3 protein-coding genes are annotated in these 15437 nt (G+C 47.2%); 2 read left to right on the top strand and 1 reads right to left on the bottom strand.

Annotation, left to right across the window (positions count from 1 at the left end):
- Window positions 1-258: 258 nt before the first annotated feature.
- Complete coding sequence (locus ONB37_11230) at window positions 259-4341, bottom strand: PKD domain-containing protein (GenBank protein ID MDZ7400727.1); 4083 nt, start codon at window positions 4339-4341, stop codon at window positions 259-261.
- Window positions 4342-5862: 1521 nt separating this feature from the next.
- Between ONB37_11230 and ONB37_11225 the strand changes: the two genes are divergently transcribed.
- Both ONB37_11225 and ONB37_11220 read left to right on the top strand, forming a co-directional pair.
- The gene (locus ONB37_11225; GenBank protein ID MDZ7400726.1) at window positions 5863-6579 is read left to right on the top strand and encodes a GNAT family N-acetyltransferase; all 717 of its coding nucleotides are present in this window, start codon (window positions 5863-5865) and stop codon (window positions 6577-6579) included.
- A gap of 50 nt (window positions 6580-6629) precedes the next feature.
- Window positions 6630-15407 (top strand): SDR family NAD(P)-dependent oxidoreductase, encoded by an 8778-nt coding sequence (locus tag ONB37_11220; GenBank protein MDZ7400725.1) that lies wholly within the window; start codon window positions 6630-6632, stop codon window positions 15405-15407.
- Window positions 15408-15437: the final 30 nt, after the last annotated feature.

The raw sequence follows: 15437 nt of genomic DNA, 5'->3' as shown, positions 1-15437 counted from the left end.
ATTGAAGGCCGATAGAGCTTTGGGTATCAAGCCCAAGGTTTCGAGGCCGAAATGAATTGGCTAAATTTCAAAAAACTGGTGATGAACTTTTACGAAAGCTTCTCGATGAATTGATTTCCAGAGCTGTTTACTGAGACGATTTTTTAGCGTTCTATTCCGCATTGAAATTATCTCGAATAATGAGACCAATCCTGAGCACAAAAAAACCGAATGGGCGAAAAATAGCCCATTCGGTTTTTTAATGAAATCAATTAAGAATTATCGGACGAGCATCATCTTCATCTTCTTAGAGAAGGTGTTGGATTTGCCGATAGCCTTGATTTGATAGAAGTAAATGCCGCTAGCTACTGGCATACCTTTATCATCAGAACCATCCCATAGGATCTGATATCTGCCAGCGACCTTTTTATCATTCACCAGGGTTTTGATTGACTGTCCCATGAGGTTATAGACATCAAGGGTGACCTTGGCTTCTTCTGGCAGATCAAAAACGATCATGGTTTCAGGATTAAACGGGTTAGGATAGTTTTGCCGCAGGGCGTAGCTGCTCGGAATAATTTCCCCTGCCTTGAAACCAGAACCGAATAATCCATCTAAACTGGCGCTGATGAGCGGTGTGGAGTAAACTTCGAGTTCGGCAAAGGTTCGGTATTGGTCCTCGGATTCCAAGAGCTCGATTTTAATATAATTGGCAACGACTGGGAGCGATAGGGTTTCTTCCCAATCAGCCGCATTGGTGTACTTTTTGAAGAGCTCCACAAAATTCACACCATCGAGCGAGGTTGAGATCCGATATTCAGTGACCAACTGTTTCGGATAACCTTTACCATTTCCTCTCAGCAAGCGGACTTTGATGATGCCACGATCGGCCGTTGGTTCAGCTAATTTGTAGATGCCATAGCAGCCATCAAATTTATTCGCAGCAACCTGGGTTTCAGGATCATCGTCTATCGCTTTGCTCCAGTCTTCATTGCGCCAAGTTTCGCTACCCTGATGGAACAGCAATTTCTCTTTCACCAATTCTGGTTCGAGGAATTTGACCACCACTGGCGCATTTGCAAGGAGGGAAGATGAGGCAAGGCGAACACCACCGATCCGCACCGAAACGGCCTTGTCTTCTGGTGTCAGGGATGAGAAAGTCCCCTTATAAATGCCTGGTTCATTGGTCTCGCTCACCAAGTTGTAAAAATTGTTGGAACCAGAGGCTATCAGCCTGAAATAGGATGGAGAAAGACCACTCACTGGATTGCCATTGGCATCAGCGAGGACAATTTTCACGCCAGCCTGATCATAGCCGTTGGCCACATGGGTTTCCGAGGCGACGATAAATGAACCGGAGATATCGGGCAACTCCACTTTCTCATAGACTTCGAATTCACCGATCTGCTGCCAGCGATGGGCGCCTGCTTCGCAGGTGAGCTTCACGAATAGCGCTTGGATTGGATCGAAAGAGAAATCTTCCCAGCCGCCTCCGGTTTTTCGGAACGTGCCGACATCAGTGAAATTTTCTCCATCCATGGAAACAGCGATGGTGAAATCTTTCACCCAGTCATCGCGCTTTCCTTCCAAACCGGTGTCGGTCATCAATCTCACCTTATGAATGGTGCGGGCGAAGCCGTCATCGAAAGTGAATATTGCCCAGGGATGATCGCCTTTGACATTTACGGTTCCAATGGTGTGGAAAGTGGTTTGGTCGATGGCGTTATCCCATTCTTCGCCGCGCCAGGTCTCACCATCATGTTGCACCAAGCTTAAATAGGTGAGCCCCAAGTGTTCCATATCGTCGTAGACTTCGATTAAGCCGGCAACAGATTCGGTATGGCTGAAGCCGCCAGCACTAGAGGTCAGCGAGACGGAATAGATGCCAGGTTCAGCATAAGTATGAACCGGGTTCCGCTCGGTGCTGGTCGTCCCGTCGCCAAAATCCCACAAGAACGTTTCAGCGTCGCCAATTGTTCGGTTCTGGAAGCGAACAGTGAGCGGTCCGAATCCCACAGTTGGCTCTGCATTAATGCCCGCTGCAAGCCGCTGGTTCAGTTTGATGAGCCCAGGGACCGTTGCAGATTTTGAATTGCCATTCACATCGGTAACGGTCAGCGTGACATCGAAGCTCGCATCACCAGGAGCGGTGAATACGACTGTTGGATTTTGTTGGCTGCTGGTTTGACCATTCCCAAACTCCCAGTGATAGCTTGCGATCGGATATTTGCTCCGGGTCTTGTTGGTGAATGAGACGTTGAGCGGACTCACCCCGACATTGGGATAGGCCGTAAAAGCCACATCGAAAGCGTCGCTATAGATCCATTTTAGGCCTTCTATATCCTCAGGATGGAGATCAGCAGCGTGTTCATCCAGGAAGTATGATTCGACATGATCCCAGCAGGTGAAACCGAACATCGTTTTTTCCCGATCATTCCAACCGTAAAGATTGGTGAGGCCCAGCAAAATGCCAAACTCATGGGTCGCCCAATTGCTGATAACCATACTCGCCGGGGAAGAGGCTGAGGCAGCATCATGAGCCCACGCATACAAGGTGTTCAGCACGATGTCTGCTTCGAGAATATGTCCTGATCCATCGGTCCAGAGGTAGGTCGTGCTGGGCGAACCAGGGAAAGTATAATAATCAAACAGCACGGTGTTTTCGCCATCAAACGCAGCATGCGCCTTGCTGGAAGGACCAGCAAACTGGAGATGCACCATGGCATTGCCTTGGACGTTCCATGTTTCCGCACTGTTGATGATGTCCATGAAGGCAATAGCATGTGGCGCGTTAATCTTAAACGGGATGATGGGGTAATCCGTGCCAAGTGCGGTCCCAACGCCAGGATACCATTTCGAACCACAATAGCCGAACGACACATCAAATTTGTGATAGGCGACGCCCTCTTTGGGTCGTCTGAGTCGCAATTTCCCACTGCTCGCACCAGCCGGAACATCGCAGATGATCTTTGTGTTGTTCCAATGACTAAAAGTGGTCGCTGGAATCCAGATGGAGTCTCCCCACCAGTAGAATCCACCGAAGAACTCTACTTTGGTGTCGGGATTCCCGTCATTGAAATCGCCAAAGTTGTTTCCTAGGATCTTGATCGTCTTTCCAGTACCAGCCGATTGCTTCAGCGGCACAACTGACATCACTTCAGGATGCATTTCCTGGGGGACATACTTTTTAATTTTCACATTATCAATCCAGGTCCCTTTATCAGTAATTTGGTAGTCACTCATGAAAATAAAGCAGACCCAGACTTGAGTTTTGTCCCACAATGGCCCAATCACATTTTCAATATTGATCTCATAATGGATATAGCCACCAGTGGAATGGTAAATCCACTGATATTCGGGTTGCTCTGTGATCTGGAACCAAACGCCATCGATGGAAAAGCCAACCCCAGTGCGATCCAACGGACCAATATAGCTATTGTCTGCTGGTGGAACATTGCGGAATGGTTCAACGGTCTGATCAATTTTGAAGGTCAGCTTCGCGGAATAAACATCGCTCAAATCAAACGGTCCAGCGATCATCCAGGCAAAGGTGTTATTGGGATAGTTATCCGTCCCAGCTTGCAGGTCTGGATTATCTGGAAACATATTGGTTTGAGCACACCACACCGCGTAGTTCCCGTCATATGGGTTGACATCCGTAAGACCCCAGGTATAGCCATTATGCACGCCAGGATTGCCATTTCGAGCCAGGATCCAGTCAGTGCCTGGGAAGCCATGCTCAAAATTATCACCCCAAACGCACTTCCATCCCCAGTCGCCATCCTCTGTTTCGGATTCGTCGCTGGGGATATGCCCCTGGGATGGTTTGTATTTCTTTGCCCGATTGACCAACAAATTCGGTTCCGGGAATTGAATCCGCTCTGGCATCTGGAGCTTATTGCCCGATTTTCCGAGAATTTGTTTGATCTTGGCGACGGTCGCAACCCCTTCTGTTTTCCCGTCCAGCTTAACCTTACCTTTGCTCCACCCAGTGATCACTTTTTCTTTCCCATTTTCTGGGGAAGAATTGAGAAATAGCAATGCTTCTTCTCCATTTTCGAAGCTTGGTACTCCACTCACTCGGAGGTGGACATCACCAACCTTGCCCCCAGGAAGCCGGATCGCTTGGGTTTTGACGTTCTCTTCACCTTTCAAATATTCTTTGACATTAACCGTCACGGTGGTATAGATCATTTGATGATTTTCATCCCACTGTGACGTCTGTCGATCCACTTTGCCCACTATGATAGTTTCCGCCTTCTCGGTCAATTCTTTCAGCCCTTTCGGGTCTTCAGCAGCTTTGACCGAAAACACTCCCACTACCATTACCATGAGCAATAGTACAAGAACTTTCTTGTTCATCTTGGTCCTCCATCTGCGATTATTGACCAATTCTGTTGTCTGTGAGTTATAGGATTAAGCAATTCTTGATAGCTCTTTGTCGCATCACCTCCTTCATTCAAGGTTTTTTGCTATTTGATTCAAACTTGTTGCATGCCGATCAGATGCTAACCTCGCAAAATGATACCTGGATTTCCTACCGCCATAATCATCACTGCCAGCTCGCACCGATTGATATTATAAACTGCTTCCAGATTGCTGTGAGACCAAAGATCTGATCACTAGCATTCATTAACTCGATTGTTTTTCTGATTGGAAATGAATGATTGTTGTTGGTAATTGTTAAAGCTATCCCGCAATCGGAAAGAGGGGGGATGCACTAAATTTTTCTCAGCCATCAAGAAGGGTGATGCATATTGGCGCATCTCGATAGGTATTTCGGCTGCATTATCGTTTCATGGCATGTATTAGAGGCAGTTGAATGAGTTAACTCATTGGCACGCGCTCAATTCTAAAATAACGATAAATGATAAAGTCCCCCTCGTTCAGTGCTCGATGAATAATATCGACATCATATCATACAAAAACTGAAGCGAAAAGGCAATTGTTTTATGCTTGCCTTATATCAGAATTTTCGATCTGCAAAAATTTCGCGGTTAACAATTGCGAATCCAGTGGTTAGGCTGATCAATCACAGGCATTTTATCTGAGCTTGCTTTTTCGCTTTCTGCTGGTAATATACCTGCCACTGATCAAATTCGCGTAAAAAAAATAACATTTTCTTGAGCCTTAAATCATCTTCTTTTTTATTAATTATGCCCAGAATTACCAGCGATCGCTCAAGATTGCTGAATCTGGAAAGACAAATTTTTCTAATAAGCTTGACCCAAGATCAATCCCAATTATTTTCGATTTGGTGTTTTGACGCTTTTTTCCAAAGCTTTCGAAATAAAATTGTATTCTGGAATTACGAATAGGTAATTTACTTGTTTTGGAGCCCTACGCAATCGCCTCATTGGTCCTACAGTGCTGCGCTCTTTATCCCTCAGCTTCTTGCTTGAGGACGAATTTGCGGATGAGTCATCTTCAGATCAGTTTTCATACAGATCAATTTGCGCCTAAAATTCTAAAATGAACTCAAGCGAGGCAAGCAACAAATTTTTGTCCTACGAAAAACACGGAATAATACAAGAAGGTAATCTCAAAGAATAATTTTCGTTTCCTTTCGTGAGTTTCGTGCGGCAATTTTTGAATAATACTTTTCATTTTAGATTTTCAGGTTTCAAAATAATGCTTTGTAGATACATTTGCCGCATTCTTTTTTCAAAGATTTTTCTATCGGTGCTAACAAGCGATTGGGCGAGCGAAGAATAAAGTGAGCTGGATAAGCTTTTTGTTTGTTTTATGAAAAATGAAATTCATTTTGCTTCCAATATTTACGCAATTTCTTAATCATGGTTCTATTATAGGTTGGTTTTCGTCAGGATGGCTGATCCACTTATTTGACTACTACTCCCGAATTTTTATCAATGAGATCCTTTTATGAATGTGAGCGGCGAATCGATCCCGAATGCCACAATTGAGGCAGTCGCGAGAAGCCTATTTCGCGAAACAGCTCAATATGGGTTTCGCCAGGTGGATTATTTGAGATTTGTCAATATTCTCCTGGACCTTTCCATGAAGAATGGCTATCAGGCTTCCATACCTAAGGGCGCTCCAGTTGTTTATTCAATGGACGTAGAAGTCAACTTTCCATTGATTGGCAAAAATGTTCGAATCCGTCCGTTCATAAAAGATCAAGATATCCCGACGCTAAAGAGGTGGTTGGCAATGCAAGAGCATCAACATTTTTTAATTCATTGGCCGACCGCTACTAAAATTGAAGCTGGCACATTTTTGACTGATGAAACTAATGTTCTTGGGATGATCACGCTGAACAACGAGGAGGACTTTGTTATTGGGGTCGCTGGTTTTTTGGGTTATGATATGCTGCTGCGAAAAGCAGAGCTTCGAGGGCTGATTGCTGTACCAGAATATAGGGGTAGAGGATTTTTACAAGAAGCATTGAAACTTTGGATGCAATATGGCGTGGCGGGCATGAAGTTGAAGAAGATCTACTTGAATTCCATTGATATGAATATTCGGACCATCAAAATGAATGAGGAACTCGGGTTTAAAGTTGAAGGAATTTTGCGGCAGGAGTGCTGTTTTGATGGTCAATATTACGATGTTCTAAGAATGAGCTATATCGCAGAATAAATCTTCCATAGCTGAAGATTATCTCGCTTAAAGTTGAGGAAGGGGTGAATATGTCGATTCATTCAAAGGTTTTTGGCGGGGTGAATTTTGAACCAAGGACATTGGTCGAATTGTTGCGTTGGCGAACGACCCATTTTGCGCATCAGCGGGCTTATACGTATCTGCAAGATGGGGAAGAGAAGGATATTTTGATGACCTATGGTGACCTGGACCGACGCGCAAGAGCTCTGGGGGCCTGGCTTCAATCGATAGGTGCTACTGGTGAGCGAGCTTTGTTAATCTATCCTCCAGGGATCGAGTATATTACTGCTTTCTTCGGGTGCTTGTACGCTGGGGTTACTGCCGTTCCAGCCTACCCGCCGGATCCGACCCGATTGAATCGAACCTTGCCGCGTTTGCAAGCGATTGCGCGGGATGCGCAAGCAGCTTTGGTATTGACGAATGATTCGATCTTATCCATGATCAAAATCATGAGGATCGGTTCTAAGGTGACCGATTCTCTTGAAAAGGTACCTTTCTTCAAAAAATTTGGCAGTGCGCTCGGAACATTCTTATCGCAACGATCGGCAATTCTAAATGCCAAAGATCTGAGCGAACTTCAATGGTTATCCACAGAGGATATAAAAAATGATCTGGCGGAGGATTGGAAAGAACCAAACATCAATAAGGATACCCTGGCATTCCTTCAGTACACTTCCGGATCAACCGGTATGCCCCGAGGCGTGATGCTGAGCCATGAAAATTTGTTATACAACTTAGCATTGATCTATGAGGGATTTGCTTTCACACCTGATTGCGAGGGAGTTATTTGGCTGCCAATTTATCATGATATGGGCTTGATCGGAGGGGTCTTGCAACCACTTTATGGGGGATTTCCTTGTACGCTCATGTCACCCATCGATTTTTTGCAACGACCGTTGCGATGGCTCAACGCGATTTCTCGCATCAAGAACGCACAGGTGATCAGTGGCGGCCCAAATTTCGCGTATGACCTTTGTGCTAGAAAAATAACCCCAGAGCAAAAAGAAAAACTCTCATTGGGGCATTGGAAGGTTGCTTTCAGCGGCGCTGAACCAGTTCGCCCAGAAACCATCGATCGGTTTACCAATACATTTGCCCCATGCGGTTTTCGACGTGAGGCATTTTATCCTTGCTACGGCTTGGCTGAAGCCACTCTATTCGTCTCAGGTGGCAACAGTGCCGATCCGCCAGTTATCGTGACCATCAAAAAATCTGAACTGAAGAACAATCGATTCGTTGAGAGCTTGCCAGGCCAGAACGATAGCCAATTAGCTGTGGGCTGCGGCCATACTTATGGCGATCAGATCATCGCGATTGTGAATCCCGAGACGCTCGAGGAATGTCGGCCCAATGAAATCGGGGAGATCTGGGTCTCTGGAACAAGTGTCGCTAAGGGATATTGGAATCGTCCTGAAGAGACGGAGGAGACTTTTAAAGCGCAAATTAAGGGGAAGGAAGGTCGATATTTCCTTCGAACCGGGGATATGGGGTATTTGAAAGGCAGTGAGCTTTTCATCACCGGTCGTATCAAAGATTTGATCATTATCCGAGGCAGAAACCACTATCCTCAGGACATTGAATTTACCGTCGAAAATTGTCATCCTGATTTGAGACCTGGCTGTAGTGCGGCGTTTTCTGTGGAAATTGAAGGCCAGGAACGACTGGTCATCGTAGTGGAAGTGCGTAATCCGAAAAAGCTCAACGCAGAAGCGGTAATTCATGCAATCCGACGCAGTGTCACAGAAGCCCATGAATTGCAGGCGTATGCTATTGTGTTGATCAAGCCGCGGAGCATCTCGAAAACTTCGAGCGGGAAGATCCAGCGACGTGCCACGAAAAATGAGTTTTTGGAAGGAAAGCTTCAAGTCGTAGCTGAATGGCGGGCTTCTGGGCCTATGCAGACCGATATCTCAGTCGAGACAATTGTGGCTGAACATGAGCATGCTCCTGAGCCTGTGCCTTCATCAGAGATAGTCCCAGCAAGCTCAAAACTGAAAAGTCCAACAGTCTCAGCCATCGAATCGTGGTTAGTATCGAAAATTGCTGAAAACCTTGGCATCAATGCTTCAGAAATTAGCATTCAAGAGCCCTTCGTCAGCTTTGGGTTGGACTCAGCTCAAGCGGTGGGATTGGTGGGCGATCTGGAGGAGTGGTTGGGACGAAAGCTGTCGCCAACACTGGTTTGGGATTATCCAACGATCGAATCTCTGGCAATGTTTTTGGCTGCAGAAGAAACTGGGGATGTAGGTGCTGCGAAGCCGAAAACCATCAAGTCCATGGATACAGAACCCATCGCTATTATTGGAATGGCCTGTCGCTTTCCTGGCGCCGATAATCCAGAAGAATTCTGGGAATTGTTAGTGGATGGAGGGGATGCCATTACTGCTGTGCCAGAAGATCGCTGGGATCGCGACGCGTTTTATGATTCGAATCCCGACGTGCCGGGAAAAATGGTCATCCGTGATGGCGGATTTTTGAAGCAAATCGATCAATTCGATCCGCAGTTTTTCGGCATTTCGGCCCAAGAAGCGAGCCGAATGGATCCTCAGCAGCGTTTGCTGTTAGAAGTGACCTGGGAGGCTTTGGAACACGCCGGCATCATCCCAGAGCGCTTGGCCGGAAGCGATACCGGCGTATTTATCGGGATCAGCAATGATGATTACACGGCTTCATTGTATCGCGATCATTCCCTGATTGATGCCTATACTGGAACTGGTAATGCCTTCAGCATCGCCGCGAATCGACTTTCATATCTTTTGGATCTAAAGGGGCCAAGCATTGCATTGGACACAGCTTGTTCTTCGTCGCTTTCGGCCATTCATTTGGCGGTGCAAAGCCTTCGCAATGGAGAATCCAGCCTGGCGATTGCAGGTGGCGTCAATGTAATTATCTCTCCCGAACGGAACATTTCTTTTTCACATGCGCGGATGTTAGCACCCGACGGCCGTTGCAAAAGCTTCGATGCATCGGCTGATGGCTACGTCCGAGGAGAGGGATGCGGCGTGATCATTTTAAAGCGTCTCTCGGATGCTTTAGCTCATGGGGATCGAATTTTGGCGTTGATCCGAGGATCGGCTGTGAACCATGATGGAAAGACCAATGGGATTTCTGCGCCCAGTGGCAGAGCGCAGCAGGCGGTTATATTGCAGGCGCTCGCGAATGCAAATATCAAACCTGAACAAATGGGGTATATTGAAGCCCATGGGACTGGTACCAGCTTGGGCGATCCAATCGAACTTGAGGCTTTGGCTGCGGTTCATCGCCATCGGCCCAAAGATCAACCTTGTATTATCGGATGTGTCAAAGCCAATATCGGCCATCTCGAATCGGCAGCAGGGATCGCTGGGGTCATTAAAGTCGTGCTTGCCCTACAAAATGAACTCATCCCCAAGCAGCTTCATTTTCAGCGCATCAATCCATATTTTGATATCGACAATTCGCCGCTACGGATCGCAACTGAGCCGATTTTTTGGAAAGCTGGAGAGGGCCGACGGATCGCTGGGGTGAGCTCGTTCGGTTTTGGGGGGACCAATGCCCATGTTGTCATCGAAGAAGCTTTGAAGCCCAAAGCCGCTATCGATCAGCCCGAGCGGTCGGTTCATATTCTCATGTTATCTGCTAAAACAGAAGCAGCGCTGAATGAGTTAGCTAAGCGCTATCAGCGATATTTCCAAAAGCATCCTGGTATCAATATCGGTGATGCCTGTTTCTCGGCGAACACTGGTCGGTCGCTGTTTACCCATCGATTGGCAGTGGTTGGGAATTCGATCGAGGAGTTTTGCGATCGGCTTGCAGCATTTGCAGATGGGAAAGAGGAGATCGGCGTTCATTGGGGAGTGGTCCGATCGGAACGACGCTCAAAGATCGCGTTTCTTTTTACAGGTCAAGGATCAGAATATGTGGGGATGGGGAGAGAGTTGTATCAGACCCAACCAACTTTCAAAGAGGCGTTGGATCAATGCGATGAAATTCTCAGATCCGATCTGCCAGTTCCTCTGCTCTCGGTGATATTCTCCACGAATGACCAGCAAGCAGCGCTGATTCATGAGACGCAGTATGCGCATATCAGTCTATTTGCGCTGCAATATGCTCTGGCTCAGCTTTGGAGATCCTGGGGCATTGAACCTGATTATGTATATGGGCATAGCGTTGGAGAATATGTTGCGGCATGTGTGGCCGGATTTTTCAGTCTGGAAGATGGCTTAAAGCTGGTCGCTATGCGAGCGAGATTGATCCAATCGCTGCCGCGCAACGGAGAGATGGCGGTCATTTTCGCCTCGAAGGAGCGAATAGCAGAAACCGTTGAACCCTATCAAGATAAAGTGGCCATTGCTGCCATCAATGGGCCAGAGAACATCGTCATCTCAGGAGAGCGTGAAGCTGTGATGACCGTGGTTGAATTGTTAGCCGGTGATGGGATTAACAGTCGCCATTTGAAGGTCTCGCACGCGTTCCATTCTCCGCTGATGGAACCGATTCTGGATGAATTTGAGCAATTTGCTTCGGAAATTCAACATAAAAGTCCGCGCGTTCCAATGATTTCCAATCTCAATGGCCATATTCTCGGTCCATGGGAGATTCCAGACGCTCGGTATTGGCGCCGGCATTTGCGGGAAACGGTGCAATTCGCAGCCGCGATGCAGGCACTGGCTGATGAAAGATGTGACATTTTTCTTGAAATTGGCCCAAATCCCATCCTGCTGGGAATGGGACGGCGTTGCTTGCCCGATTCATCAGCCAAGTGGTTGCCTTCATTGCGAGAGAACAAAAACGATTGGCAGGTGATGCTGGATAGTCTGGCGCAACTTGCTGTGACCGGAGCTGCTATTGACTGGAACAGCTTCGATGCTGATTATGTGCGATCCAAAGTATCATTGCCAACATATCCATTTCAACGCCAACGTTATTGGATTGAAGAAGCGAAGCCGCTCAAAGCACCGATTCTGGGTTCGGCTTCGATACAATCCACTGGCCCAATCATCCATCCATTGCTGCATTCGCTTTTGCGCTCCCCAGCCCTAAAGGATACGGTATTTGAATCTCGGCTGAGTCTCAGCAATCTGACATGGCTGGCCCATCACCGCGTTTTTGGGATGCCGATTTTTCCAGCGGCTGCATATTTAGATATGGCCTTGGCGGCTGCCCAGCAGCTATTTGGAACACAAAATTATCAGATATCAAATGTAGCCATTTTAGAACCGATGGCATTTTCGAATGGAGAACCGCGTAATGTGCAAATGATCATTCGTTCCAGCGACCAACCGTCCAAGCAGTTTCAAATTTATAGCTCTACTCTCACAAATAGTGGAACAGTTGATAGTTGGAAATTACATGCCATTGGAAGCTTGCTCAATCTAAACGAAAAACCGCAGGACACTCAAGAACGAACTGATCTTGAAACGATTCGGATGCGGTGTAACGAAGCCATCGATCCGAAAAGCTATTATCAAAAACTTCAACACCTGGGCCTTAAATATGGTCATTCGTTCCAGACGATTCGACAGCTCTGGAAGGGAGTCCATGAGGTGCTTGGACGGATTGAATTGGAAGAAACAGCTTCGGCTGACTTGACCTCACATCATCTCCATCCGGCTTTGCTCGACGGTGGTTTTCAAATGGTCGGCGCGATAATATCCGAGGCTGAGGATTGGATCTATCTGCCGATCGGGCTTGAGAGGATGCAATTGGTAAGGAAGCCCGATGAGCGTTTATGGTGTCATGTGCTGTGGCGCAATTCGGGTACATCCAATAGCGAGATAATTGAGTCCGATCTGAATTTCTATAACGATGCTGGGCATCTGGTGGCTCAAGTGGATGGTTTGAGCCTTAAAAAGACCACTCTATCCAGCCTGGCAAGCGTCTCTGAGGCGCGCTTAAATCAATGGCTCTACCACATCGAGTGGCGCAAAGTTGAGCGACCGAAAATGGCAGAACAACTTCAATCGTCAATAGCTGGTCGCTGGTTGCTTTTTATAACTGAGAAAGAGCTGACAGCAAAGTTTGTTCAAGAGTTACAGAGTCAGATTGAGACCAGTTACATTGTAACGCCAGGAGATCGTTTGACAAAATTAGCGGATGATCGCTGGCAAATTGATCCGCAAAACTTGGCAGATTATCAGCAATTAATTGGTGAACTGGTCAGCGCTGAAGGCAAACCACTTCAGGGGATCATCTATCTCTGGGGTTTGCCTGAGTCCCTCACTGGAGACGTGCTCTCGGTTTGCAGTTCAATGCTTTATTTGGTTCAAGCGTTGGAGAAGGTGAAGCCACGGCGTTTTCCGCAGCTTTGGTTGATCACCCGAGGGGCACAACCAGTCGACAGCACGGCAGCTTTGATCGATCTCAACGGGAGCGCTCTCTGGGGATTGGCGCGTGTGATCGCTTTGGAGCATCCAGAGCTGAAGCCGATCAGCATCGATCTAGATCCTAACTCAGAAATAATCGACTACACGGCGTTGGCTGGAGAAATCCAGGCCAATGATGCTGAAGATCAAGTCGCCTTGAGGGATGGGAACCGATATGTCCCAAGGTTAGCTTCAATTGCCCAGCCTGAGGCTCGCACCGAACGAGCAGTCCCTGCTGATCAGCCATTTCAGTTGACGATCACAGAACGAGGAATGTTGGATAATTTGAGATTCCAACCCATGACTCGCCAAAAACCAGGCCCAGGTCAAGTAGAAATTCAGGTGAAGGCGATAGGCCAAAACTTCAGGGATGTCTTGAATGCCTTAAATCTTTACCCTGGCGACCCCGGTCCCTTAGGCGGCGAGTGCTCCGGAGAGATCAGTGCGATTGGCGAAGGTGTTACGGGGTTCAAAATTGGGGATGCTGTTATTGCTATTGCTCCAGGATGTTTTGCCTCTCATGTCATTACAGAAGCGAATTGGGTTGTGAAGAAGCCAATTCACTGGAGTTTTGAACAAGCAGCGACAATTCCGATCGCGTTTCTCACCGCTTATTACGCGCTCCAGAAACTGGGAAAAATGTCTGCCGGGGAGAAAGTTTTGATTCATACGGCAACTGGGGGCGTCGGACTGGCTGCCATTCAATTGGCCAAAAACATTGGAGCGGAAATTTTTACCACGGCAGGGAATTCGCAAAAACGAGAATTTTTAAAATCGCTCGGCATCGAGCATGTCATGGATTCTCGGTCCTTGAGTTTTGCAGATGAAATTCTAAAAGTCACACAGGGAAAAGGCGTAGATATCGTGCTGAATACGCTTTCTGGCGAATATATTCCTAAGGGACTTTCGGTATTGGCTAAACAGGGTCGCTTTTTAGAGATCGGCAAGATCGGGATCTGGTCGCCCCAGCAGGTGAAAAATTTCCGCAGCGACGTGGCTTATTTCACCATCGCGTTAGATGATCTCTTATATCAAGATTCTCGCAGCGTCATGCTCATGCTCGAGGAGCTGATGGAACAATTCAATTTGGGTAAGCTTCAGCCATTGCATCATCATGTCTTCTCAATGGATCAAGTAGTGGATGCCTTTCGATGGATGGAGCAGGCCAGACACATCGGCAAAGTGGTGGTACGCCAGGATCGTTCATTTGGGGAGAGGACACTGGTTATTCGAGGCGATGCTAGCTACCTCATCACAGGAGCGTTTGGGGGTCTGGGATTAATGATTGCCCGATGGCTTGTGGAACATGGTGCACGACATCTGATTTTGGCTGATATTCTGCAACCATCTGAAGCTGCGGAACAGTCGATCGCTGAATTGACTGAGCGAGGAGCTGTCGTGACGAAGTTCATCGGTGATATCGCCCAACCATCGGCCTTTGAGCAACTGAAGAGGATGCTGGATCCAACGCAATCATCTTCCCTCCCGTCCCTGGCTGGGGTAATTCATTTGGCAGGGAAATTAGACGATGGGGTGATATTGCAGCAGGATCGCGATAAACTTGCCCAGGTATTGGCACCGAAGGTTGCAGGTTCGTACAATCTCCATCAAATGACAAAACAGATGGCACTGGACTTTTTCGTAATGTTTTCTTCCGTCGCTGCGATTTTCGGTTCACCGGGCCAGGCCAATTACGCGGCAGCTAATGCTTTTATGGATGGACTGGCACATCATCGCCGTGCCATTGGTTTGCCGGCCATCAGCATCAATTGGGGTCCATGGGCCAAGGTGGGTACGGCCGGCCAACTTGATCACCAAGATCGGCAGCGCTACGAATCGATCGGATTTGATCTCATTCCTCCAGAGCTGGGATTGAAAGTGCTGGAAAAATTGATCAGCCAGCCCTTGCCTCAAATTGCTGTTCTGCCAGTGAATTGGTCGCGCTTCTTAAAGCAATTCCCCGCCGATCGCGTGCCTGGACTTTTTGCAGATTTCGTTTCCACTGGAAAACCATCCTCACCAGAAACGATGGTTAGTCAATCCGATTTCTTAGAAAGATTGCGACGAACCGCGCCAAAAGATCGGAAAGAACTGTTAGTGGGGCAGTTGCAAAAAGAAGTTATCAGAATCCTTGGCCTTGATGCGTCATATCCAGTAGATATTAGGAAACCGCTGAAAGAAATGGGCTTTGATTCGCTAATGGCGATCGAATTGAAAAATGCAATTAGCGCTTCTGTTAAAACTGATTTGTCCGTGACTTTGATATTTGATTATCCGACAATCGAAAGCTTAGCGGATTATTTGATCGAGCATATCTTTGAAGCGGACGCACATATCAAAACATCGCAGCCAACACTAACGCGCGATCAGTTTGAGAGCAAGGAGATAGAAGATCTCGCTGATCTCTCAGATGCCGAAGTTGAGGCATTACTCGAAGCAAAATTGGCAGCATTAGAGATGTGATAAGAAAAGATATTTTCGTACGCATAGACC

The organism is candidate division KSB1 bacterium (assembly GCA_034506395.1).
Taxonomy (GTDB): Bacteria; Zhuqueibacterota; Zhuqueibacteria; order Thermofontimicrobiales; family Thermofontimicrobiaceae; genus Thermofontimicrobium.
This window is presented reverse-complemented; position numbering and strand designations above follow the sequence as displayed.

Excerpts from the sequence above, each read along its gene's own strand:
- ONB37_11230 (MDZ7400727.1), bottom strand. The coding sequence starts at position 4,341 with ATGAACAAGAAAGTTCTTGTACTATTGCTCATGGTAATGGTAGTGGGA.
- ONB37_11225 (MDZ7400726.1), top strand. The coding sequence starts at position 5,863 with ATGAATGTGAGCGGCGAATCGATCCCGAATGCCACAATTGAGGCAGTC.
- ONB37_11220 (MDZ7400725.1), top strand. The coding sequence starts at position 6,630 with ATGTCGATTCATTCAAAGGTTTTTGGCGGGGTGAATTTTGAACCAAGG.